Annotated in this window: 19 protein-coding genes; 11 read left to right on the top strand and 8 right to left on the bottom strand. The window is 66.2% G+C overall.

Translation table 11 applies throughout. From position 1 onward, the window contains the following. The first annotated feature begins 71 nt into the window (after window positions 1–71). From AC07OK_RS18350 to AC07OK_RS18330, 5 genes are read left to right on the top strand one after another with little or no spacing between them, the layout of a single operon-like run. Window positions 72–1,532, top strand: a complete 1,461-nt coding sequence (locus tag AC07OK_RS18350; RefSeq protein ID WP_494691647.1) for a DUF3375 domain-containing protein — start codon at window positions 72–74, stop codon at window positions 1,530–1,532. Beyond that, a complete protein-coding gene (locus AC07OK_RS18345) occupies window positions 1,519–2,232 on the top strand; it encodes a DUF4194 domain-containing protein (RefSeq protein WP_494691646.1) in 714 nt (237 codons plus the stop codon). Before AC07OK_RS18350 ends, AC07OK_RS18345 begins: the two co-directional genes overlap by 14 nt. 26 nt (window positions 2,233–2,258) lie before the next feature. Then, window positions 2,259–5,603, top strand: coding sequence for an ATP-binding protein (locus AC07OK_RS18340; RefSeq protein ID WP_494691732.1), 3,345 nt, complete (start codon window positions 2,259–2,261; stop codon window positions 5,601–5,603). After that, window positions 5,587–6,756 carry a DUF3322 domain-containing protein gene (locus AC07OK_RS18335; protein WP_494691645.1) on the top strand — a complete coding sequence of 390 codons (1,170 nt, stop codon included), beginning with the start codon at window positions 5,587–5,589 and terminating at the stop codon, window positions 6,754–6,756. The genes AC07OK_RS18340 and AC07OK_RS18335 overlap by 17 nt, the downstream gene beginning before the upstream one ends. Window positions 6,757–6,760: 4 nt before the next feature. Further along, window positions 6,761–7,102 (top strand): nucleotidyltransferase domain-containing protein, encoded by a 342-nt coding sequence (locus AC07OK_RS18330; RefSeq protein WP_494691644.1) that lies wholly within the window; start codon window positions 6,761–6,763, stop codon window positions 7,100–7,102. Window positions 7,103–7,179: 77 nt separating this feature from the next. Here the strand turns inward: AC07OK_RS18330 and AC07OK_RS18325 are convergent, their stop codons facing one another. Together AC07OK_RS18325 and AC07OK_RS18320 are read right to left on the bottom strand one after the other, a co-directional pair. Then, window positions 7,180–8,094 carry a hypothetical protein gene (locus AC07OK_RS18325; protein ID WP_494691643.1) on the bottom strand — a complete coding sequence of 305 codons (915 nt, stop codon included), beginning with the start codon at window positions 8,092–8,094 and terminating at the stop codon, window positions 7,180–7,182. A gap of 144 nt (window positions 8,095–8,238) precedes the next feature. Continuing rightward, entirely contained in the window at window positions 8,239–10,167 is a 1,929-nt protein-coding gene (locus tag AC07OK_RS18320; protein WP_494691642.1) for an SPFH domain-containing protein, read from the bottom strand. A 391-nt stretch (window positions 10,168–10,558) separates the two neighbouring features. Here AC07OK_RS18320 and AC07OK_RS18315 point away from each other — a divergent pair, with 391 nt between their 5' ends. Together AC07OK_RS18315 and AC07OK_RS18310 are read left to right on the top strand one after the other, a co-directional pair. After that, the gene (locus AC07OK_RS18315; RefSeq protein ID WP_494691641.1) at window positions 10,559–11,236 is read left to right on the top strand and encodes a substrate-binding periplasmic protein; all 678 of its coding nucleotides are present in this window, start codon (window positions 10,559–10,561) and stop codon (window positions 11,234–11,236) included. A gap of 9 nt (window positions 11,237–11,245) precedes the next feature. Next, the gene (locus AC07OK_RS18310) at window positions 11,246–12,451 is read left to right on the top strand and encodes a DUF2252 domain-containing protein (protein ID WP_494691640.1); all 1,206 of its coding nucleotides are present in this window, start codon (window positions 11,246–11,248) and stop codon (window positions 12,449–12,451) included. On the opposite strand, the gene AC07OK_RS18305 is transcribed toward AC07OK_RS18310, so the two are convergent. Genes AC07OK_RS18305 through bufA2 form a run of 3 tightly spaced genes read right to left on the bottom strand, consistent with a single transcriptional unit; the run spans window position 12,441 to window position 14,332 of the window. Further along, complete coding sequence (locus AC07OK_RS18305) at window positions 12,441–13,199, bottom strand: HvfC/BufC N-terminal domain-containing protein (protein ID WP_494691639.1); 759 nt, start codon at window positions 13,197–13,199, stop codon at window positions 12,441–12,443. The two genes, AC07OK_RS18310 and AC07OK_RS18305, sit on opposite strands and share 11 nt — an antisense overlap. Then, on the bottom strand, window positions 13,196–14,026 hold the full coding sequence (bufB, locus tag AC07OK_RS18300; RefSeq protein WP_494691638.1) for an MNIO family bufferin maturase: 831 nt from the start codon (window positions 14,024–14,026) through the stop codon (window positions 13,196–13,198). Before bufB ends, AC07OK_RS18305 begins: the two co-directional genes overlap by 4 nt. Before the next feature lie 39 nt (window positions 14,027–14,065). Next, complete coding sequence (gene bufA2 / locus AC07OK_RS18295; RefSeq protein WP_008453189.1) at window positions 14,066–14,332, bottom strand: BufA2 family periplasmic bufferin-type metallophore; 267 nt, start codon at window positions 14,330–14,332, stop codon at window positions 14,066–14,068. 174 nt (window positions 14,333–14,506) lie between these two features. On the opposite strand from bufA2, the gene AC07OK_RS18290 reads away from it, so the two are divergent. Continuing rightward, complete coding sequence (locus tag AC07OK_RS18290) at window positions 14,507–15,121, top strand: OmpW/AlkL family protein (protein WP_494691637.1); 615 nt, start codon at window positions 14,507–14,509, stop codon at window positions 15,119–15,121. A 65-nt stretch (window positions 15,122–15,186) separates the two neighbouring features. Further along, window positions 15,187–15,624 carry a hypothetical protein gene (locus tag AC07OK_RS18285; RefSeq protein WP_494691636.1) on the top strand — a complete coding sequence of 146 codons (438 nt, stop codon included), beginning with the start codon at window positions 15,187–15,189 and terminating at the stop codon, window positions 15,622–15,624. On the opposite strand, the gene AC07OK_RS18280 is transcribed toward AC07OK_RS18285, so the two are convergent. The 3 genes from AC07OK_RS18280 to AC07OK_RS18270 all read right to left on the bottom strand — a co-directional run bounded on the left by AC07OK_RS18280 (window position 15,625) and on the right by AC07OK_RS18270 (window position 18,821). Then, window positions 15,625–17,223 (bottom strand): methyl-accepting chemotaxis protein, encoded by a 1,599-nt coding sequence (locus tag AC07OK_RS18280; protein ID WP_494691635.1) that lies wholly within the window; start codon window positions 17,221–17,223, stop codon window positions 15,625–15,627. It lies immediately after the preceding gene. Window positions 17,224–17,370: 147 nt separating this feature from the next. Continuing rightward, the gene (locus AC07OK_RS18275) at window positions 17,371–17,667 is read right to left on the bottom strand and encodes a DUF4148 domain-containing protein (protein WP_494691634.1); all 297 of its coding nucleotides are present in this window, start codon (window positions 17,665–17,667) and stop codon (window positions 17,371–17,373) included. Between the two features lie 155 nt (window positions 17,668–17,822). Continuing rightward, entirely contained in the window at window positions 17,823–18,821 is a 999-nt protein-coding gene (locus tag AC07OK_RS18270; protein WP_494691731.1) for an aldo/keto reductase, read from the bottom strand. Between the two features lie 107 nt (window positions 18,822–18,928). Here AC07OK_RS18270 and AC07OK_RS18265 point away from each other — a divergent pair, with 107 nt between their 5' ends. Together AC07OK_RS18265 and AC07OK_RS18260 are read left to right on the top strand one after the other, a co-directional pair. Further along, a complete protein-coding gene (locus tag AC07OK_RS18265; protein ID WP_494691633.1) occupies window positions 18,929–19,837 on the top strand; it encodes a LysR family transcriptional regulator in 909 nt (302 codons plus the stop codon). A gap of 28 nt (window positions 19,838–19,865) precedes the next feature. Further along, complete coding sequence (locus tag AC07OK_RS18260; RefSeq protein ID WP_494691632.1) at window positions 19,866–21,530, top strand: M20/M25/M40 family metallo-hydrolase; 1,665 nt, start codon at window positions 19,866–19,868, stop codon at window positions 21,528–21,530. Window positions 21,531–21,546: the final 16 nt, after the last annotated feature.

Genomic DNA, 21,546 nt, shown 5'->3' with positions numbered 1-21,546 from the left:
TATACCGGCGCACCGCCGGCTTGAAGCCAGCTGCGATCACCGGTTTCACCCGCCTGCCTTACAATGGCGCCATGAAAGCCGACCAAGCCCTTGCCGCCAACCGCCGCCTGCGCCAGCAACCGTTGTGGCGGCTGCTGGCTGCGCCCAGCGGCCCGGTCGCGCTGGCGCTGATGCAAACGCATCTCTACGACGGCGAGCGCACGCTGCCGGCATCCATCTTCCACGAGCGCATCGCCCGCGACCTCGAGCACCTGCGCGGCCTGGGCGAGGACTGGCCGCAAACGGCGCAGGCCTATGTGGCCGCGTGGCTGGCGGACGGCCACCTGGAGCGGCGCTTTCCACCCGGCGCTTCCGAGGAAGAGTACGAACTGGCGACCTCGACGATCGAAGCGATCCGCTTCGTCACGGCCCAGGTCAAGCCGCATTCGGCGGCCACCGAGAGCCGGCTCGGCCTGGTCATCGATGCGCTGGCCCGCCTGTCGGAAGACACCGACGCTGACCAGGCCCGGCGCATCGCCCGGCTGCGCGACGAGCAGCAGCGCATCGAACGCGACATCGCCGCCATCGAACAGGGCGTGCTGCACATCCTGCCGCGCGAGGCCGCGCTCGAGCGCACCCGCGAAATCATCACGCTGGCCGACGGCCTGGCCGGTGACTTCCGCCGCGTGCGCGACCAGTTCGAGCAGCTCAACCGCGACCTGCGCGCGCGCATCATGGAAAGCGACGGCAACCGCGGCGACGTGCTCGACTCGCTGTTCGCCGGCATCGACCTGATCAGCGACAGCGAGGCCGGCCGCACCTTCTCGGCCTTCTGGCGCCTGCTGACCGATCCGGAACAGTCGGCCACGCTCGAACGGGCGCTCGACGAGCTGTTGTCGCGCGACTTCGTCGCCAGCCTCGACCTGCACGAACGCAAGTTCCTGCTGCGCCTGACGCGCACGCTGCTCGAACAGGGCGGCCTGGTGCACGACGTGTTGCAATCCTTCGCCCGCAGCCTGAAGCACTTCGTGCAAAGCCGCGAATTCCAGGAGCAGCGCCGCGTCAACCAGTTGCTGCGCCAGGCCCAGCTGGCCGCGCTGGCGCTCAAGGACGAGCTCAAGGCCACCGACACGCTGCACTACGCGCTCACGCTCACCAGCAGCAAGCTGGCCTCGCTGTCGCAGTGGCTGCTGCACGATCCCGCGCTGCAGGCGCTGCCGGACGCGATGCAGGCCGGCGAGGCCGCGCCGATCAGCCTGGAGTCGGTCGGCGAGCTGGTGGCGCAGTCCGAGATCGACTTTCGCACCCTCAAGGCCCAGGTGCGGGCGGTGCTGGAGCTGGCCTCGCAAGCGTCGGTGGCCGACGTGCTGCGCGCCCACCCCGCCGCCCAGGGCCTGGGCAGCGTGCTCGGCCTGCTGGCGCTCGGCAGCCGCCATGGCCTGATCGCCGGCCACAGCGAAACGGTCAGCTGGACCGGCGGCGACCAGCAGCAGCGCAGCGCCCGCATCCCCGTCATCTACTTTGTGAAAGAACGCGCCGATGAGCTCGTCTGAAGACCCGGACTACGCGCCGCCCGCCGAGGCCATGGCCGGCGCCGACGGCGCGCCGCCGTCCACCGCGCTGTACGGCGGCGACAGCGGCGAACTGCCGCTCGACACCCGCCGCGTACTGGTGCAGTTGCTGTCCGGCCCGGCATTGGACGGACGCCGCCACGCCAAGCTGTGGCCGGTGCTGCTGCGCGACGAGCAGGCCGTCAAGCGCCGCCTGGCCGAACTGTTCCTCGAGCTGGTCATCGACCGCGACATGCAGGTCGCCTTCACCCGCCAGGCCGACACCGGCGACCTGGAAGTGCCGCTGCTGCTGCGCCGCGCCCAGCTGACCTTCATCGATTCCGTGCTGATCCTGTACCTGCGCCAGCGCCTGACCCAGGCCGACGCCCACGGCGAGCGGGCCGTCGTCTCCACCCCGGAGATGGTCGAGAACCTGACGCTGTATGAACGCGCCGCCAGCACCGACCGCGCCGGCTTCGCCAAGCGCGTGCACGCCTCGGTGGAAAAGGTCAAGAAGCACAACATCCTGCAGAAAATCCGCGCCAGCGACGAGCGCTACGAAATCGCGCCCACGCTCAAGCTGCTGTTCTCGGCCGAGGAAATCCAGAGCCTGACGCAGCTCTACCAGCGCATGGCCGCCGGCGACACCGCCCTGCCCGGCAAGCAGCCGGCCGACGCCGACGAGCCGGAGGACGACGCGTGAGCGCCGACGCCAAGCCGGCGACGCCGATGTCGGGCGAACAATTCCGCATGGCGCGGCTGCAGGTCTACAACTGGGGCACCTTCGGCGGCCTGCACGAGGTGCCGATCAGCGAACGCGGCTTCCTGATCGTCGGCCGCTCCGGGGCCGGCAAGTCCACCCTGCTCGACGCCTTTTCGGCACTGCTGGTGCCGCCGCGCTGGGTCGACTTCAACGCCGCCGCGCGCGAAGCCGACCGCGCCGGCCGCGACCGCAACCTGGTCAGCTACATCCGCGGCGCCTGGGCCGCCCAGAGCGACGCCGTCTCCGGCGAATACGCCACCCGCTACCTGCGCGAGGGCACGACCTGGTCGGCACTGGCCCTGCACTACCGCAACGCCAAGGGGCAGGACGTGGTGCTGGTGCAGCTGTTCTGGCTGCGTGGCAACAGCAATGGCAACACCGACGTCAAGCGCTACTACCTGATCCTGGAGCGCCCGTTCGACCTGCGCGAACTGGATGATTTCGGCAGCGGCAATTTCGACGTGCGCAAGCTCAAGCAAACCTTGCCCGAGGCCTATGCGCGCGACGAATTCCGTCCGTATTGCGAACGCTTTTGCCGCCTGCTCGGCATCGACAGCGAGATGGCGCTGCGCCTGCTGCACAAGACCCAGTCGGCCAAGAATCTTGGCGACCTCAACGCCTTCCTGCGCGATTTCATGCTCGACAAGCCGGAAACCTTCGCCGTCGCCGACCGCCTGGTCAGCGAATTCGGCGAACTCAACGCGGCGCACCAGGCCGTCGTCACCGCCCGCCAGCAAGTCCAGACGCTGGCGCCGGCGCGCGCCCGTCACGACGACCTGCGCCGCCTGCGGCTCGAGCGCGCCGGCCAGGAGGAACTGCGCGCCGGCATGCACAGCTACCGCGAACGCCTGCGCATCGGCCTGCTGACCGATCACCTGGCCACGCTGGCGGTCGAGGCCGAAGGCTACGCCGGCCAGTTGCAGCGCCAGCAGGATGCGCTCGACAACCGGGTCGCCGCGCTGCGCGACCTGGAGAGCCGGCGCCGCGCCGCCGGCGGCGACCAGATCGAACATCTGGAAAACGAGCGGACCACGCTGGAGACGCAGCGCGGCGAGCGGCTGCGCCGCCGCAAGCAGGCCAAAGAGGCGTGCGACCGGCTCGGCTGGGTGCTGCCGCCCAGCCCGCAGGGTTTCGCCGCCTTGCTGGGCCAGGCCCGCCAGGAAGTGGCCGACTGGCAGGCAGCCGGCGCCGACCAGGAACCGCTGTTGCTGCGTGACCGCGAGCGCACCGCCGCCGCCGCCACGCTGGCCGGCGTAACGCAGGAGATCGCCTCGCTGCGGCGCCAGCCGTCCAACATCCCGGCGCCCATGCTCGAACTGCGCCGCGCGCTGGCCGAGGCGATCGGCGTGGCCGAGGCGGCGCTGCCCTTCGCCGGCGAGCTGATCGACGTCAAGGCCGACGAAGCGCCGTGGCGCGGCGCCGCCGAGCGCGTACTGCACGGCTTTGCGCTGTCGATTCTGGTCGATAACGAGCACTACAACGCGCTGTCCCAGCACCTCAACGATGTCAGCCTGGGGCGCCGGCTGGTGTACTTCCGCACCGGCGCCGCCGAGTCCGCCACGCCCAGGATGCTCGGGGCGGAGTCGCTGGTGCACAAACTCGACGTCAAGGATGGCGCCCATGCGGCCTGGCTCAAGGCCGAGCTGCGGCAACGCTACGACTACGCCTGCGTGACGTCGCTGCGGGCCTTCCGCGCGGCGCCCGAGCGCGCCTTGACCCGCGAAGGCCAGGTCAAGCACAGCCGCACGCGCCACGAGAAGGATGACCGCCACAGCGTCGACGATCGCCGCCATTGGGTGCTGGGCTTCGACAACCGCGACAAGCTGGCGCTGTACGAGGGGCAGCAGCGCGAATTGCAGCAGCGCGTCGCCCAGTTGGAGACGGAACTGGACAGCCTGCGCCGGCAGATGCAGCGCAGCGCCGAGCGCCTGATGTCGTGCAACACCTTGATCAACCTGCAATGGCAGGAAATCGACGGCCTGCCGCCCACCGAACGGATCGCCGCCATCGACCGCCAGTTGCGCGCCCTGCGCGACGGCAACGCCGAGCTGCAGCAGATCGACGACCGCCTGCGCGAACAGGCCGACCTGGTGAAGTCCGCCGAGGACAGCTTGCGGGAAACCGACGTCAATCACCGCACCCGCCTGGCCAAGATCGTCGAGCAACAGCAATTGCTGGAAGGCTTGCGCCACGATCCGTCCATCGTGGCCTTGACGCCGCACCAGCAGCAGGGGCTGGACCGCTTGTATGCCGGCCTGGCGGAGCCGGTGGTGCTGGCCAAGGTCGACCAGGCCGACCGCGCCGTCGCCAAGCTGATCGGCGCCACGGTGGAAGCGCTGGAGCGCGACAGCATGCAATGCGAGCGTGACATCGAAGCCCGCTTCGCCGAGTTCATCCGCAACTGGAAAGCCGATTCCGACGGGCTCGACGCCACGCTGGCCGCCGCCTCGGACTTCTTCGCCAAGCTGGCGCGGCTGGAGACGGACGGGCTGCCGGCGCACGAACAGCGCTTCTTCGAACTGCTGCACAACCAGAGCAACCAGAACCTGGCGGCGCTGTCGACCTACCTGAACGACGCCCGCAAAGCCATCCTGGAACGCATGGAGCTGGTCAACGCCAGCCTGCGCCAGGTGCCGTTCAACCAGACGGCCGATCTGAGCACCTACCTGCACATCCAGCCCACCGACCGCCAGCTGCCCGAGGTGCGCGACTTCAAGCAAGCCATCCAGCGCGCACTGAGCGACGCCTGGAGCGCGGACCGCGAGTCCGCCGAAGCGCGCTTCGTCGCGCTGCGCCGGCTGGTCGACGACCTGGCCAGCCAGGAACCGGACCGGCGGCGCTGGCGCGAGGCGGTGCTGGACGTGCGCCTGCACGTGGAATTCATCGGCCGGGAGATCGACACCGACGGCAACGAGGTCGAGGTCTACCAGAGCGGCGCCGGCAAGTCCGGCGGCCAGCGCCAGAAGCTGGCCACCACCTGCCTGGCGGCGGCCCTGCGCTACCAGTTGGGCGGCAGCGACCACGCGCTGCCGGTCTACGCGCCGGTGGTGCTGGACGAAGCGTTCGACAAGGCCGACAACGAATTCACCGCGCTGGCGATGAACATCTTCGCCAACTTCGGCTTCCAGATGATCGTCGCCACGCCGCTCAAGTCGGTCATGACGCTGGAACCGTTCATCGGCGGCGCCTGCTTCGTCGACATCCGCGACCGCAAGATTTCCGGCGTGCTGATGATCGAATACGATGACGAACGCCAGCGGCTCAAGCTGCCGGAGCAAGGGCTGGAGGTCGCGCTTGAAGCTGCCGGATGAGGTCCGCGCATGGCTGGCGCGGCGCTACCAGAACCAGCATCGCGACTGGCTGGCGGCGCCGGCCTCGGGCTGGCCCCTGAGCATCCCGCTCGGGGCGCCGACCGAAGCGCAGGCCCTGCGCCAGCCGGACGCCGTGCGCGCCTGGGCCGACAGCTGGCGGCACTGGCGCGGCGCGGGTGAATTGCGCTGGGCTCAACGGCGCTGGAAAGTGCTGGGCAGCCAGCAATTGCCGGAATCGCTGGTGCTGCACGGTCCCGACCAGGTGGCGCTCTGGATAGGCGAGCAGGACCGTTGGGGCCGCGCCGTCCAGCGCCATGCGCTGCTGGCGGCGCGCTGGCCCGCCATCGACTGGCCGCTGGCGACGCTTTATCCGGTGCTGGCCGACTATGACGACGGCGACTTCCAGCGCCTGCTGGACCTGGCTGCGTGGCTGTTCGTCCATCGGCAATCCGGCCTGTACCCGCGCCAAATCCCGCTGCCTGGCATCGACAGCAAATGGCTGGAGTCGCGCCGGGGCGCGGTGGGCGAACTGGTGGCCGCGCTGTGCGGCGGCGTCGGCACCGGCGCCGGCGCCGGCGGAAATTTCTATGAACTGTGCGGATTGAGGCAGCCGCCGTCGGTCGTGCGCATGCGGGTGCTGGACGCCGGGCTGCGCGCCAGACTCGGCGGCCTGGACGATGTGAGCGCGCCGGTGCAGACGCTGGCGCGCCTGGGCTGGCAACCATCGACGGTACTGATCGTGGAAAACCTGCAAACCGGCCTGGCCCTGCACGACCTGCCGGGCGCCGTGGCATTCATGGGACTGGGATACGGCGTCGATGTGCTGGCCGCGATGCCGTGGATCGCGCCGGCCGCCTGCTATTACTGGGGCGATATCGATACCCACGGCTACGCGATATTGCATCGCGCCAGGAGCATCTTGCCCCAGTTGCAATCGGTCATGATGGACCGGCTGACGCTGCTGCGCTTCCTGGCGCTGTGCACGACGGAGAAATCGCAGTGCGCCGCAGCCGATCTGTCCATGCTGACGGCGGCGGAGACCGACGTCTACCGCGCCCTGCGCGCGAATACGCTGGGTCAGTCGCTGCGGCTGGAGCAGGAACGCATCGCCTGGGATACCGCCTGGCCCCTGTTGCTGGCGGCGCTTCGGTGAGCACGTGGACGAGTTAGCGCTACGCCCTCATCGCTTCGGCCTGAGCCAGTCCATCCTGGATTCGCTATGCGAGGTATTTTCTCGATATCCGACTATCGACAGCGTGAAGATCTACGGGTCACGCGCAGCCGGAACGTACCGTCCGCAATCCGACATCGATCTAGCCGTGTTTGCCCCAACCATGAGTGAGAGCGATTTCGGCAGCCTGTGGAGCGCCCTGGATGACTTGCCTATCCTGTTCCGGCTCGACATCATTCATTGGGACAAGGTCGCCAACGACGCGCTCAAACAGCATGTGCGGCAGCATGGCGCCCTGCTTTATCCTGATCATCCGGGTAACAGATAACGACGACGGGCGAGCCAGGCTCACCATCAGGTTGGACAATTTGCCGTTATCGCCCGGAGCATGCGTCGCCGACAGGCTTACTTCGTCACCCGCTCCCAACCGGCGCGCACAGCCTCCTTGAATTTTTCCCAGCTCGACTGCGCGTGCTTGCTTTCCCAATTGCTGCGCAGTTCAGGCTCGGCCTCCTCCCACGGCTTGTCCTGGTAGCCGGGGTTGCCGGCCATCGATTCGCCGTAGCGGTAGGCCGGGTCGTACTCCTGATACGTGCCGCCGCCGTACGAGAACGTGTTCTGCCAGTGCGTGCGGAAATACAGCACGTCTTCGCTCTCGCCGCGCAGGATGTCCAGGCTGGCCTGGTTGGGCGCGGCCGCGTCGCGCGGGTAGATGCGCATGCCGCTGCGCTGCACCGTGCTCTGCTCCGAGATCGGCGCGTTCACGCCGGTCATCGTCGGCGACACCGTCTCGCCGCGCTGCATCGAGCCCTGCGTCAGCGAGCCCTGCTCGGAACGGGCGAAGTCCACCGCCTCCTCGCGCTGGCGGATGCCGTGCTGCTCCGGCGCGCTTTGCTGCGCGCCCACGCTGGCCTGCGCTGCGCCGGCGCTGCTGCGCTGCACCTCGCCACCGGTCCAGCCACTGGCGCGCCACATGGTCTCATGCTCGTCGATGTCGATCGGATTGAAATCTTCCACGATGTCGGCCGCGCGGTCGGCCTCGTCCATGTTGCTGGCCTGGACGGTCAGCACCACATGGCCGCGATTCAGCGCTTCCGCATAGATATGCCTGTCCGCATGCTCGCGCCCCAGCAACTGGCTGAACATCTGCTTGATGCTATGCAGGATGGATTCGTTGTCGTTGATGCGCGGCGTGCCGGCCACGCTGCCGGAATCGCTCACGGTGATGCGCTCGGCGGCGTAGCCGCTGTGGACCAGTTCGTCCTTGGCGCGGTTAGCCTCGGCACGGGTTTCAAATACAGCTGCCAGTGTGTGGGTCATGATGGGCTCCTGGGTTAAGGCGGGCGCTAGAGATCGGTCGCCATTCCAGTCTACGTCCGATGCGACAGGCGTAGCGCCCGTTTGCCAGCAGGAAACCCGTGCGCACGAACACCGGCGATGTCCGTGCGCTCCGGCCGCTGAAGATCAGCCTTTGTTTTCGATAGCCTGGGTCAACTCCCCGGCTTTCATCGCGCTCATCAGGCCCATCAGCGTGCTGAAGGCGTTGCTGTCGCCACCGCCCATCTGCACTTGCGGCACCAGCGGCACCTTGGCCGTTTCAAACGCTTCGGCCAGGCGCAGCATCACGGTCTGCATCAGCTGCTTGTCCGCGCCTTCGCCCTGCATCGCCTCGGACTTGGCCTGGATGGCCGCCGCCTCCGCCTCGCCCACCGAGCGGATCGCCGATGCGCGGCCCGCGCCTTCCATCTCCTGGCGGAACTTGTCGGCCTGCGCCAGCGCTTCGATTTCCTGGCGGCGCTTCTCGGCGGCCTTGACGTTGGCCGAGCCCTGGTTCTCCTTGATCGAGATGTCCACCAGCGAGCCGGTCAGCTCCTTCTGCTTGGCGGCGCGCTGTTCGGCCTCGTTCAGCTCGCGCTGCTTGTCGGCCGCGATCTGTTTCTGCGCGAACGTCTCGACCTGCTCGCGCGCGATCTGGCGGTCGCGCAGCTGCGCCATGATGTCCTCGATCTTGTTGTCGCCGGGCTGCGGTTTCGGCGTGCCGATCAGCACCTCCTGGAATTCCAGCGAGTAGGCCTGGAAGCGCTGCTTCATGTCGATCGAGGCGTTGTTCTGCAACTCGCTGCGCGACTGGATCAGGTCGATGAAGGTCTTGGTCTGCGAAACGTTTTTAAAGTACGACGACACCATCGGATCGAGCGTCTGCTCGACCAGCTGCGCCACGTTGCCGAAGCGTTGCACCACCATCGGCGCCTTGCGGTAGTCGATGTGCACCACCACCGACAGCGGCAGCTGCGGCTCGAACGCGTCCTTGGTGATCAGGGTGATCTCGCGCAGGTTCTTGTCGAAGTTGGAGCCGCTCTCGCCGGACTTCCACATCAGCACGAAGTTGGTGGTCGGCACCAGCTCGATCTTGCCGGCGTAGGTGTTGAACGCGTACTTGCCCGGCATCAGCGCATCGCGCCACACGCCGCGGCAGCCGGTCTCCACCAGCTCGCCGTGCGAATACTCGCTGCCCGACAAGTCGGTACCCACGCGGCCCGTGTACGACACCACCACGCCGACAAAGCCGACCGGGATGATGGTCTTCTTGATGAACTCCACCGTCGCGAACAAGCGGTTGATGAAGTAGGTACCCTCCACCAACACCCGCTCCTGGCGGCCGCGGCGGCCACCGGCGGCGAGGAACTTCTCCGGCTCCTGGAAGGCGTTGTGGGTGTCGCCCACATCGGGCGCCAGCAGCTCGTCCTTCAGCAGGCCGGGGCCGTCCTGCACCGTCACCACGGCCAGCTGGTCGGAGTCATGCGAACCGGTGACTTCCTTGATCACCACCGGCTTGAAGCCGCCGCGCTCGTCGAGCACGCCGCGCATCTGCTGGTAGTAGGCTTTTTCCAGCGCGTCGAGCGACATCGAATAGGTCGTCTCTTCCGTCATCACGACGAACAGCGCGGGATTGATGATGTGCGTACCTTCGCGCAGCACCATGCGCTGCGGGCCTTTCTGGCCGCCGTCGCGCAGGAAGTCGCGCACATTGCGGAAGTCGACGATGCGCGAGTTGTCGGCCAGCGTCTGGCCGGCCGGCAGGTCCAGGCCGTCGCGGGCGAACACGTAGGCGATGGTGCCCTGCGTGACCGACACCATCGGATGGATGTGCACGCGATACTGGAACGGCGCGAAGAAATGGAAGCCGCCGCGGCGCAAATCAGGCTGCAAGCCGGCCTCGCCGTTCAGCGCCAGCAGGCCGTTCTGCACCGAACCGGACGAGCTCCATAGTTTTTCTATCACCCCGACCCGGTCGTTGGGGATGTACTTGATGATCCCGGAAAACTTGACCAGGACGGCGATTAAAAGAATCAGGACGACAACGGTCACTTCACTGCCAAGCAGGGTAAACATACGAACCTTTCGGTTGTGGAAAAAGTTGTGGATGCAGGTGTAGCGGGTGCGGTCTGACGCAGCTAGCGCGGCGGGCTGGCAATGGTCAGGCTGGCGTGTGGGGGAGTTGCTGCGGTTGCCGCGAGGGCACTAGCGAGTGGGGTGAACACGATGTTTTTGTTATTACCGTTCAATGAGTTCGTGCTGATCATTCTTGCACAACGGCACAAAAGGTAAAGGTGCGCCGCCGGGATTAGAGCCGAAGCTCTAATCCCGAAAAAAGCGGCTGGAGGGAATCGGAACACCCCGCCAGGACTGCGTCTATAATGATTCCTCCCCCAGTCACTGGAAGGTGTCGATGCCAAAGTCTGCCCTGTCCTGCCTATCCATCTTGGTAGCGGCGCTTTCGCCGATGAGCGCGCATGCCGCGACCGGCGAACTGGTGATGCTGGCGCCGCTGGACCAGACCATGCCCATCGTCCGCTTCAGCAATGGCGCGCTGGACGGCGGCATCCTCAAGGACGTGGGCGACGCCCTGGCGCAGCGCCTGGGCCTGCGCGCGGTCTACCTCAGCGTCGACGTGCCCGGCGTCACCCCGGCGCTGAGCAGCGGCCGCGCCGACGCCATGTGCTACGTGATGCCGGTCTGGATCGACGGCGACTACGACTGGAGCACGCCGCTGCTGCCCGACACCGAATTGATTGTGGCCAGCGCCGACGCCCCCCGCCTGCGCTCGCTCAACGATCTGCGCGACAGGCCGATCGGCACCGTCGCCGGCTACCGCTATCCGCGCCTCGAGAAGGTGCTGGGCAAGCGCTTCTTCCGCATCGACTCGGCCAGCATGGACGTCAACGTGCAGCAGATGGTGGCCGGCAAGGCGCAATACACGCTGGCCGGCGAGAACACGCTGTTCTACCTGCAGCGCATCCATCCCACACTGAAACTGCGGCCGGAGCTGGTGTTCGCCACCTTCAAGGCGCAGTGCGCGTTCTCGCGCAAATCGCAAGTCCCGTTCACCGACGCCAACCGGGTCATCGACGCCATGCTCAAGGAAGGCGCCATCGACCAGATCCTGGCGCGCTACCGTTAGGAGACCAGCATGAACACCGACGCCTTGGTCGCCGCCCTGCAAGCCCACAACCAGGACCGCGACCCGCAACTGCTGCGCATGAAATACCAGAAGATGGCGCAAAGCGCCTTCCTGTTCCTGCGCGGCGCCGACCACCTGTTCTACGACGCCCTGCCCGACCAGCCGCTGTTCCGCAGCGCGCCGCTGGCCTGGGCCTGCGGCGATCTGCATGTGGAAAACTTCGGCAGCTACAAGGGCGATAACCGCCAGGTCTATTTTGATATAAACGATTTCGACGAAGGCGCGCTGGCGCCGGCCAGCTGGGACCTGGTGCGCCTGCTGGCCAGCATCCAGTGCGGCGCCGACGCGTTGCGGGTGTCGGCGCCGGAAGCGGAGGACCTCAGCGCCCACTGCCTGGACGCCTACCGCGCCGCGCTCGCCGACGGCAAGCCGCGCTGGGTGGAACGCGAAACCAGCGTGGGCCTGATCCAGGACCTGCTGTGCGATCTGAAAAACCGCAAGCGCGCCGATTTCCTCGACCAGCGCACCACCTGCAAAAACCAGCGCCGCAGCCTGAGGCTCGACGGCGACAAGGCCTTGCCGCTGCTGCCCGGCCAGCTCGAACTGCTGACCGGATTCCTGCCGCACTTCGCCCAGCAGCAGGACAACCCCGGCTTCTACACCATGCTGCAGGCGGGGCGCCGCATCGCCGGCACCGGCAGCCTGGGATTGATGCGCTTTGTCGTGCTGGTCGAAGGCAAAGGTTCGCCGGACGGGAACTACCTGCTCGACATCAAGGAATGCAAGCCATCCGCGCTGGCGCCGCGCCTGGCCGCGTGGAAGATCAAGCAACCGGCGTGGCCCGACCAGGCCAGCCGCGTGGTGGCGGTGCAGCGGCGCATGCAGGCGGTCGATCACGCCTTCCTGCACGCGATACCGCTGGACGGCAAGTCCTGCGTGCTGCGCGGTCTGCAACCGTCGGAAGACCGCGTGGCGCTCGATGCGTGGGGCAAGAAGCTCAGTCGCCTGGAAGAAGTGATCGCCACCATGGGCCGCAACCTGGCCTGGGACCAACTGCGCGCCGCAGGCCGTTCCGGCGCCGCCGGTGCGGATGAACTGATCGCCCACGGCCACGACGACGGCTGGCGCCAGCCCATGCTGGCCGCCGCCACCGCGATGACCAAACTGACGCAATCCCAATGGCAGGCCAGCAAGGCATGGCTGGCTAGTGCCTGACCAGCACGCCCTGCGCCAGCCAATGCTGTAGATAGCCAGCCAGCGCCAGCATCGCTTCCTCGCCCGCCGCCGCGCACACTTCGCCGAAGCTCGCCCCCTCGGCGATGCGGTACAGGGCTTGCGCCTCCGCCGCCGCCAGCGAACGGAAATGCGGCTGCTCTCCCTGGCGCCACACCAGCCAGTGCGTCGCGTTGTCGGATTGCTGCACCTGCGGCGGCTCGGCTTCAGCGGCCAGCGCCTGCCACAGGGCGACCGCGTTCCAGTGCATGTCCAGCAGGTGCACCGACGGATGCAGGCCGAATTGCAGATCGCCCCATTCCGCGGGCGGTATGGCCGCCACGTCGACGGCCGCCAGCGGCGCGACGTCCGGTGCATCGAAGGCCAGGCCCAGCGTCCATTCGAGTGCCGCCAGTTCGGCGATGAAGGGATAGTCCGGCAGCGCCGTTTCCGCATGCGCGGCCAGGCCGGCGCCGAACCAGCGCAGGTTGGCGTGCTGCGACGGATGCGCCGCGAGATAGCTGTTCGCCAGTTCGGCGAACATGTCGTCGCCGACGAAGGTCCAGGTCTTGTCGTAGGCTTCGCACAGCGCCTGGCGCAAGCGGCTGCGATAGGCGCGGTGATAGATCGCCAGGCGCGAGCCGGCGCCCAGGCCATACTGCTCGCGCACGGCGGCATGGATGGCGCCGGGCGCCTCGTCGGTCAGGATGTAGCGCTGGAAGTCCAGCTGCAAACGTTCGAGCGGGTTCATGCCGCCTCCGCAAGGGCGCGCGCGCGCCGCAACTCCGCCGACAGCTCGGACAGCGGCGGAATCTTGTCGTCGCGCTCTATCATCGTCGCCACCTTGCCGAAACGGCGCAAGGCCTGCGCGTACAAGCCCCACACCGGATCGGCCACCGCCTGATCGTGGGTGTCGATGATGCAGCCTTCCTGCACGCTGTGGCCGGCCAGGTGGATCTGCTGCACGCGCTGCGCCGGCAACGCGTCCAGGTAAGTCATCGGATTGAAACCGTGATTGACGCAGCTGACGTAGACATTGTTCACGTCCAGCAGTATCAGGCTGTCGGACTCCTCGGCCACGGCGGCGACGAAGTCCCATTCCTGGAAAGTGTCCGACTCGAAGGACAGGTAGCTCGACACATTCTCCAGCAACAGCGGGCGTTCCAGGTAATCCTGCACGCGCCGCACATTGCGCACCACGGTGGCCACGGCCTCCTCGGTGTACGGCAGCGGGAACAGGTCGTGCATATTGACGCCGTGCGTGCCGGTCCAGCACAGGTGGTCCGACACCCACAACGGCTCGACGCGCCGCATCAACGTCTTCAGCTCGCGCAGGTAGGCGTCGGACGGTCCTTGCGGCGTGCCGATCGACATCGACACGCCATGCATCACCACCGGATAGTCGCGGCGTATGCGATCCAGCATCGCCAGCGGTTTGCCGCCGGGGACCATGTAATTTTCGGACAGGATCTCGAACCAGTCGATGCCCGATACAGCGGGCGGCGTGGCGAGGATGTCGTGGTAGTGCGCGGGGCGCAGGCCTAGGCCGAAGCCTGGCGATGGTAGTGTGGATGTCATGGTTGGGGAGCGCCGGCCGTGCCGGCGCTGCATGGATGATTACTTGTCCAGGTCGACGATCTTGCCCTTCTTGGCGAAGCAGGCGCCGGCCTTGGTGGCCAGGAAGCCGTGGCCCTTGCAGGAGTTCTGGCCCTTGCAGGCGTTTTCCGCGGTAGCGCAATCGCTGGTGCCCTTGCAGCTGTTGATGCCGGCGCAATGCACGGTGTCGTCGGCGCTGATGGTGGTGGTGGCGGCGATGGCCGATGCCGACATGGCCATGGTTGCGACGGTTGCTGCCATTGCTGCGATGCGAGTGATGTGGTTCATGTGATTCTCCAAAAGAGGTAAGTTGGGTTGGTGCTGCATGACTCTGTCGCGGCCACTTCCCGATTGCTTACACAATTTTGAAAAATATTTTGTATTTTGACGTGGATCAAAGTTTTTACTGCGCTGCATCAATAGACTTCTCTCCGTTACTTAACGACGAAAAGAGGAAGTGAAATGAGCAAGCTTTTAGCAGCGGCAGCATTGGCCACCCTGAGCCTGGCGGCTGGCAGCAATGCCATGGCGGAAGAATCCCCATGGCTGGTGCGGGTGCGCGCCGTGCATCTGGATACGGCCGACAAGTCCGATCCTGTCGGCGGCGTCGGCGCATCCGACCGCCTGACCGTCAGCAGCAAGACCATCCCCGATGTCGATATCTCCTACTTCTTCACGCCCAACCTGGCGGCCGAACTGTTGCTGACCTACCCGCAAAAACATGACGTGGCACTGGACGGCAAAAACATCGGCACCTTCAAGCACCTGCCGCCTACGCTGCTGATGCAGTATCACTTCGTACTCAATTCGCCGTTCAAGCCTTACGTTGGCGCGGGTGTGAACTACACCACCATGTCCAAGGTCGATCTGCTGGGCGGCAAGGGCGGCCTGGAACACGACAGCTTCGGCCTGGCGCTGCAAGCGGGCGTGGATTACGCCATCGACAAAAAATGGTCGCTCAACTTCGACGTGAAGAAAGTCCAGATCCGCAGCGACGTCTTCATCAGCGGCGCCAAGGTCAGTCGCGTGAAGGTCGATCCGCTGCTGGTCGGCGTCGGCGTCGGCTACCGCTTCTGATATGCCGGCGCGGCGCCGGGGGCCGCTATAATGGTGGGCACCCACCACTAACGGAAGCCCGGCCCATGCGCAGAATCCTGATCGTCCTGACCGCCCTGATGCTGACCGCATGCGTCGACGACACGGCTTCGTACTACGCGGATGGCAGCACCGGCAACCACGCCTTGACGCTGCACCGCGCGCAAAAGCACTTCTGGAGCAGCCAGAGCAGCGTCGAGCTGATCATGCAGCGGCTGCCGGAATGTCTGCGACGGATCGAGTTGACCGAGCTGCCGGCCGATGACGTGGAGATTGAACTGCTGTCCGGCGGCGACAACGTCTGGACGCTGCGGGCCGGCAAGGAGATGTGGCAGGTTGAAACCCAGAGCTGCACCCAATACCCCGACGTCAAAGGCGACGGCGGCGAATTGATCGGGGTGTTCCGGGTGGACGGCAAGAAGCTGGTGTTCGAAGCCGCCGTCCTTGAACCGGCCGGCGCCGACGTTAGCGCACCAGCAAAATAATCAGCGCAAGGCCAGGCGGCTGCCCGGGCGCTTGCCGCCGGCGCCCTGGTCGCCGCTCAGCTTGAACCGGCTCACCAGCTCGGCCAGCAAGCCGGCCTGCTCTTGCATGCTGCCGGCCGCGGCCGCGGCCTGTTCCACCAGCGCGGCGTTCTGCTGCGTCACCGAATCCATCTCCGTGATCGCCATGTTGACGTGGCCGATACCCGTGCTCTGCTCGCTCGACGCCTCGGTGATCGCCGACATGATCTGCGTCACCCGCGACACGCTGGCCACCACCTGGTCCATCGTGGTGCCGGCTTCCGCCACCAGCACGCTGCCGGCGTTGATGCTTTCCACCGAAGCGTTGATCAGCTCCTTGATCTCCTTGGCCGCGCCGGCCGAACGCTGCGCCAGGTTGCGCACCTCGGACGCCACCACCGCGAAGCCGCGTCCCTGCTCGCCCGCGCGCGCCGCTTCGACGGCGGCGTTAAGCGCCAGGATGTTGGTCTGGAAGGCGATGCCATCGATCACGCTGATGATGTCGACGATGCGCGTGGCCGAGGCATTGATGGTGTCCATGGTCTGCACCACCTTCGACACCACGTGCCCGCCCTTCTCCGCCACCGACGAGGCCGACAGCACCAGCTGGTTGGCCTGCACCGCGTTGTCGGCGTTCTGGTTCACGGTCGAGGTCAGCTCCTCCATCGACGCGGCCGTCTCTTCCAGCGAGCTGGCCTGCGACTCGGTGCGCGCCGACAAATCCATATTGCCCGAGGCGATCTCGCCGGACGCGGTGGCGATGGTGTCGGCGCTGCGGCGGATCTCGCCGATGGTGTCGGCCAGCCGCGCCTGCATCGACTTCATGCCGTACAAAATGCTGGCGCGGTCCGAATCATGGGTCTTGATGTTGGCGCTGAGGTCGCCGCCGGCGATCTGCTGGGCGATCTCGCTGACGTATTCGGGATCGCCGCCGATGGTGTGGCGCAGGCTCTTGTTGACCATGCTGACGATGAACCACAGCACCAGGCACACCAGCGCCAGCACGCCGGCCGACTTGTACAGCGACTGGTAGAAGGCGGTGTCGATATCGTCGACGTAGGCGCCGGTGACCAGGTCCCAGTCCCACTGCGCGAAGTGCACCACGCGGCTCATCTTCGGCACCGGCTCCTTGGTGTTCGGCCGGGTCCAGGAATAGCGCACAAAACCGCCGCCCTCCGGCTTGGCGCCGGCGGCGGCGATGTCGCGGTACAGATAGACGCCGTTGGGGTCCTTGAAATCGGCCATGTCCTTGCCGTTGTTTTCCGCCTTGAACGGATTCATCAAGGAACGGGTGCCCTGGGTGATGGTGATGTAGCCGTCCTTGCCGAAGCGCAGGCCGGCGATCACGGCCATCGCCTGTTTCTGGGCGTCTTCCTTGCTCAGGGCGCCGGAGCTGGCCTTCTCGCCGTACAGCTTGAGGATGCTCATGCCGGCGTCGTCCAGGTTCATCAGGTCGATCTGGCGCTCTTCGATGCGCACGTCGCGCATCTGCATGGTCTGATAGATGAAGATGGCGGTGATGCACAGCAGGCTGCAAATCAACGGTACCCAGAGCTTCTGTTGGAAGGACAACTTATTCATGGTACAGAGTCTCCGTATTGTCTTATGGAAACCAGAATACCTGAATTGTCTCGTGCGAATGTCGCTTATTTACAAATTTTGCATCAAAAAAACACAGTAGGCGCCGCGCTCTGCAGCGTGGCGCCCGCTGGGAAAACCTGCACCGATTTACTGGGCGTTGCGGCCTTGGACGGTCTTGGCGGCCAGTTGCGCCTCCACCCGGCCGGTCTTGCCGCGCGGCGCCACGTAGGCGACGTCGGTGGTGACTTCGTTCTGCTCCAGCGCGCCGGCCTGGATGGCGGCGATGGTTTCAGCCTTCACCTGGGCGCGAGTGACCGTGCTGGGCGCAGACTTGATGTTGGCGATGTCCGCGGTGACTTCGTTCTGCTCCACAGGGCTCTGCGCGAAAGCTGCACCAGCAGCCAGCAGAAGGGAGACCGATGCGATGATGGATTTGGCGTTCATTTTGATGCTCCTGGTCAGATTAAGTGTGGCACCCGGTTCTGGGTGCCAACCGGCTTTGCGTCGTCGATGGAGTCATATTAGGATTAATTTTTCAGATATAAAAGCGCAAATATCCGGTCAAACCCATCCGATAATCTGATCAATAAGCCGATCTATCAGCCTTTTTCGCTGTCCAGCACCGTGGTCGAATGCGCGTCATAACGGTTGCCCGCCGCGGCGCCCGCCGGCACCGCCTGCTCCAGCCGCGCCAGGTCGGCGGCCGATAGCTGCACCCGGGTCGACGCCAGCGCCTCCTCCAGCCGCACGCGGGTGCGGGCGCCCACCAGCGGCACGATGTCCTGGCCCTGCGCCGCCACCCAGGCGATCGCCACCTGCGCCACCGACACGCCCAGTTCGCCGGCGATGGCGCGCAGCTTTTCCACCAGTTCCAGGTTGCGGTCCAGGTTCTCGCCCTGGAAGCGCGGGCTGGCCAGGCCGCGGAAGTCGGCCTCGCCCTGGCGCTGCTTGCTCCAGTGGCCGCTGATCAGGCCGCGCGACAGCACGCCGTAGGCGGTGATGGCGATGCCCAGCTCGCGGCAGGTCTGCAGGATGCCGTTCTCGATGCCGCGCGAGATCATCGAATACTCGATCTGCAGGTCGGCGATCGGATGGACGGCGTGGGCGCGGCGCAGGGTCTCGCTGCCGACTTCGGACAGGCCGATGTGCCTGACGTGGCCGGCCTGGACCAGCTCGGCGATGGCGCCGACCGTGTCCTCGATGGGCACGTTGGGATCGAGGCGAGCCGGGCGGTAGATGTCGATGTGCTCGACGCCCAGGCGCTTGAGCGAATACGCGGCGAAGTTCTTCACCGCCGCCGGGCGGGTATCGATGCCGATCCAGTTGCCGGCCGGGTCGCGCATGGCGCCGAACTTGACGCTGATCTGCACCTGCTCGCGGCCGCCGGCGGCCAGCGCCTCGGCCACCAGCAGTTCGTTGTGGCCCATGCCGTAGAAATCGCCGGTGTCGAGCAGGGTGACGCCGGCGTCCATGGCGGCGCGGATGGTGGCCAGGCTTTCCTTGCGGTCGGCCGGGCCGTACAGGTCGGACATGCCCATCAGGCCCAGGCCCAGTTGAGCGACTTGCGGGCCGGTGCGGCCGAGTTTGCGGGTTTGCATCATGATGAATCTCCAGGGTGGTGAGCGAGTGGAGCCATTATGCTATTATCGATTGCGGCAATAAATACCGTAAATCCTATTACTTTATTCGAGCACAGATAACAATCATGGACCAATTCAAGGCCATGCAGATCTTCAAGGCGGTGGCCGACTGCAAGAGTTTTACCCAGGCCGCCGAGCAGCTGGACCTGCCCAAGCCCAGCGTCACCAACGCCGTGCAGGCCATCGAACAGCAGCTGGGCGTGCGCCTGCTCCAGCGCACCACGCGCAAGGTCAGCCTGACGGTCGAGGGCGCGCAGTACCTGGAGCGCTGCACCGCCCTGCTCAACGACCTGGACAACCTCAACGGCCTGTTCGCCGGCGAAGGCCGGCTGCTGTCCGGCGCGGTGCGGGTCGACCTGCCGGAGCGGCTGGCCCACCTGTACGTGATCCCGGCGCTGCCGGCCTTCTTCCAGCGCCACCCGCACATCCAGGTGCGGCTGGGCTCGAACGACCGCTTCGTCGACCTGGTCGGCGAGGGCATCGATTGCGCGGTGCGCGGCGGCACCTTGCGCGATTCCACGCTGGTGGCGCGCCGCATCGACTCGATGGAGCAGATCAACGTCGCCACGCCGGCCTACCTGGAACGCCACGGCCGGCCGCGCACGCTGGACGACTTGCGCCAGCACACGGCGGTCAACTTCTTCTCCAGCCAGAGCGGGCGCGACCTCGATTGGGAATACGTGGACGCCGACGGTGTCGAGCGCACCCAGGCCATGCGCAGCCAGGTCTCGGTCAGCGGCACCGAAGCCTATCTGGCCGCCTGCCTGGCCGGCCTGGGCCTGATCCAGATGCCGCGCCAGAGCCTGGCGCCGCTGCTGGCCTCGGGCCAATTGGAGGAAATCCTGCCGCAATGGCGGCCCGCGCCGCTGCCGCTGAACATCGTGTACGCCCATAATCGGCACCTGTCGCCGAGGGTGCGGGTGTTTGTCGACTGGCTTGCCAGTGTCCTTGAGCAACAAACTGTGTCAGAATGAGGCATTCCTTCTTAACAATCCTTTCCACATGAGATACCTACTGTCGATGGCGCTGCTGGCGTTAGGCGTCGGCCACGCCCACGCCGCCGCGCCCAAAGCCGGAAAACCGGTCGAGGCCGCGCTTGCCGGCATCGACGGCGACCGCCTGTTACAGCACATCACCATGCTGGCCTCCGACGAGTTCGAAGGCCGCGCGCCCGGCACGCGCGGCGAAACCGTCACCATCGACTACCTGCAGCAGCAGTTCAAGAAGCTGGGCCTGGAGCCGGGCAACCCGGACGGCACCTATCTGCAGGCGGTGCCGCTGGTGGCCATTTCCAGCCATCCGACGCTGAGCTACGTCAAGGACGGCCAGAGCAAGCAGCTGACCTTTGGCGACGACTATGTCGCCTGGACCGCGCGCACCGACAAGAAAATCGAGGTGGCCAACTCCGAGCTGGTGTTTGTCGGCTACGGCGTGCAGGCGCCGGAATTCCAGTGGGACGACTACAAGGGCGTCGACCTGAAGGGCAAGACCCTGGTCATGCTGATCAACGACCCGCCGCTGCCGGACCCCAAGCATCCCAAGCTGCTGGACCCGGCCATGTTCGGCGGCAACGCGATCACCCGCTACGGCCGCTGGAACTACAAATTCGAGATGGCGGCCAAGATGGGCGCGGCCGCCGCGCTGATCGTGCACGAGACCAAGCAGGCCACCTATCCCTACGAGGTGGTGCGCAACAGCTGGGGCCGCGAGAATTTCGCCTTGAAGAGCAAGACGCCGGACCCGGCCTTCCCGGCCATCCCCGGCTGGCTGCAGGGCGAGCGCGCGCGCGAGCTGTTCAAGGCCGGCGGCCTGGATTTCGACGCGCTCAAGCAGCAGGCCCTGTCGCGCACGTTCAAGCCGGTGGCGCTGGGCGTCAAGCTCAACGTCACGGCGCTGAACGCCTGGCGCGAAGTGGGCTCGCACAACGTGGTGGGCAAGATCGCCGGTTCCGATCCGCTGCTGAAGAATGAAGTGATCGTCTACAGCGCGCACTGGGACCATTTCGGCATCGACGAAAGCCTGCCGGGTCCGCGCACGCAGCAGATCTTCCACGGCGCCATGGACAACGCCACCGGCGTCGCCGCGCTGCTGGAGATCGCCCGCGTGTACAAGGCGCTGCCGGTGGCGCCCAAGCGCACCATCGTGTTCGTGCTGACCACGGCCGAGGAACGCGGCCTGCTGGGTGCGCAGTACTACGCGCGCAATCCGCTGTACCCGCTGAACAAGACGCTGTTGGACATCAACGTGGACGGCCTGAACATGTGGGGCCGCACCCGCGATGTCGAGCTGAGCGGCATGGGCAAATCCAACACCGACGATCTGGTCGCCGGCATCGCGCGCGGCCAGGGGCGCAGCGTGCGGCCGGACAGCAACGCCGACTACGGCAGTTTCTACCGGGGCGACCAGTTCGAGTTCGCCAGGGGCGGCGTGCCGGTGGTGTATCTGCGCAGCAGTTCCAACTTCGTCGGCAAGGCAGCCGGCTACGGCCGCGAAAAGCTGCTCAACTACAGCGCCCACCAGTACCACACCGTCAACGACACGGTGCAAGCCAAATGGGACACCAGCGGCGCGGTGGAAGACATCGAACTGCTGTTCAAAGCCGGCTACCAGACCGCCCAAGGCAAAGACCGCCCGCAATGGAAAGACAACGCCGAGTTCAAGCGCTAACACCGAGACGCAAACC

The organism is Duganella sp. GW821-FHT07G03, assembly GCF_059418605.1.
The sequence above is the reverse complement of the archived record's forward strand: the minus strand, read 5'-3'. Positions and strand labels throughout refer to the sequence as shown.

What these genes read in the sequence shown, in the direction of transcription:
- AC07OK_RS18270 (WP_494691731.1), bottom strand. Translation starts at nt 18,821, where the DNA reads ATGCAAACCCGCAAACTCGGCCGCACCGGCCCGCAAGTCGCTCAACTG.
- AC07OK_RS18320 (WP_494691642.1), bottom strand. Translation starts at nt 10,167, where the DNA reads ATGTTTACCCTGCTTGGCAGTGAAGTGACCGTTGTCGTCCTGATTCTT.
- AC07OK_RS18260 (WP_494691632.1), top strand. Translation starts at nt 19,866, where the DNA reads ATGAGATACCTACTGTCGATGGCGCTGCTGGCGTTAGGCGTCGGCCAC.
- AC07OK_RS18265 (WP_494691633.1), top strand. Translation starts at nt 18,929, where the DNA reads ATGGACCAATTCAAGGCCATGCAGATCTTCAAGGCGGTGGCCGACTGC.
- AC07OK_RS18290 (WP_494691637.1), top strand. Translation starts at nt 14,507, where the DNA reads ATGAGCAAGCTTTTAGCAGCGGCAGCATTGGCCACCCTGAGCCTGGCG.
- AC07OK_RS18310 (WP_494691640.1), top strand. Translation starts at nt 11,246, where the DNA reads ATGAACACCGACGCCTTGGTCGCCGCCCTGCAAGCCCACAACCAGGAC.
- AC07OK_RS18315 (WP_494691641.1), top strand. Translation starts at nt 10,559, where the DNA reads ATGAGCGCGCATGCCGCGACCGGCGAACTGGTGATGCTGGCGCCGCTG.
- AC07OK_RS18340 (WP_494691732.1), top strand. Translation starts at nt 2,259, where the DNA reads ATGTCGGGCGAACAATTCCGCATGGCGCGGCTGCAGGTCTACAACTGG.
- AC07OK_RS18350 (WP_494691647.1), top strand. Translation starts at nt 72, where the DNA reads ATGAAAGCCGACCAAGCCCTTGCCGCCAACCGCCGCCTGCGCCAGCAA.
- AC07OK_RS18345 (WP_494691646.1), top strand. Translation starts at nt 1,519, where the DNA reads ATGAGCTCGTCTGAAGACCCGGACTACGCGCCGCCCGCCGAGGCCATG.
- bufB (WP_494691638.1), bottom strand. Translation starts at nt 14,026, where the DNA reads ATGACATCCACACTACCATCGCCAGGCTTCGGCCTAGGCCTGCGCCCC.
- bufA2 (WP_008453189.1), bottom strand. Translation starts at nt 14,332, where the DNA reads ATGAACCACATCACTCGCATCGCAGCAATGGCAGCAACCGTCGCAACC.
- AC07OK_RS18280 (WP_494691635.1), bottom strand. Translation starts at nt 17,223, where the DNA reads ATGAATAAGTTGTCCTTCCAACAGAAGCTCTGGGTACCGTTGATTTGC.
- AC07OK_RS18285 (WP_494691636.1), top strand. Translation starts at nt 15,187, where the DNA reads ATGCGCAGAATCCTGATCGTCCTGACCGCCCTGATGCTGACCGCATGC.
- AC07OK_RS18305 (WP_494691639.1), bottom strand. Translation starts at nt 13,199, where the DNA reads ATGAACCCGCTCGAACGTTTGCAGCTGGACTTCCAGCGCTACATCCTG.
- AC07OK_RS18325 (WP_494691643.1), bottom strand. Translation starts at nt 8,094, where the DNA reads ATGACCCACACACTGGCAGCTGTATTTGAAACCCGTGCCGAGGCTAAC.
- AC07OK_RS18275 (WP_494691634.1), bottom strand. Translation starts at nt 17,667, where the DNA reads ATGAACGCCAAATCCATCATCGCATCGGTCTCCCTTCTGCTGGCTGCT.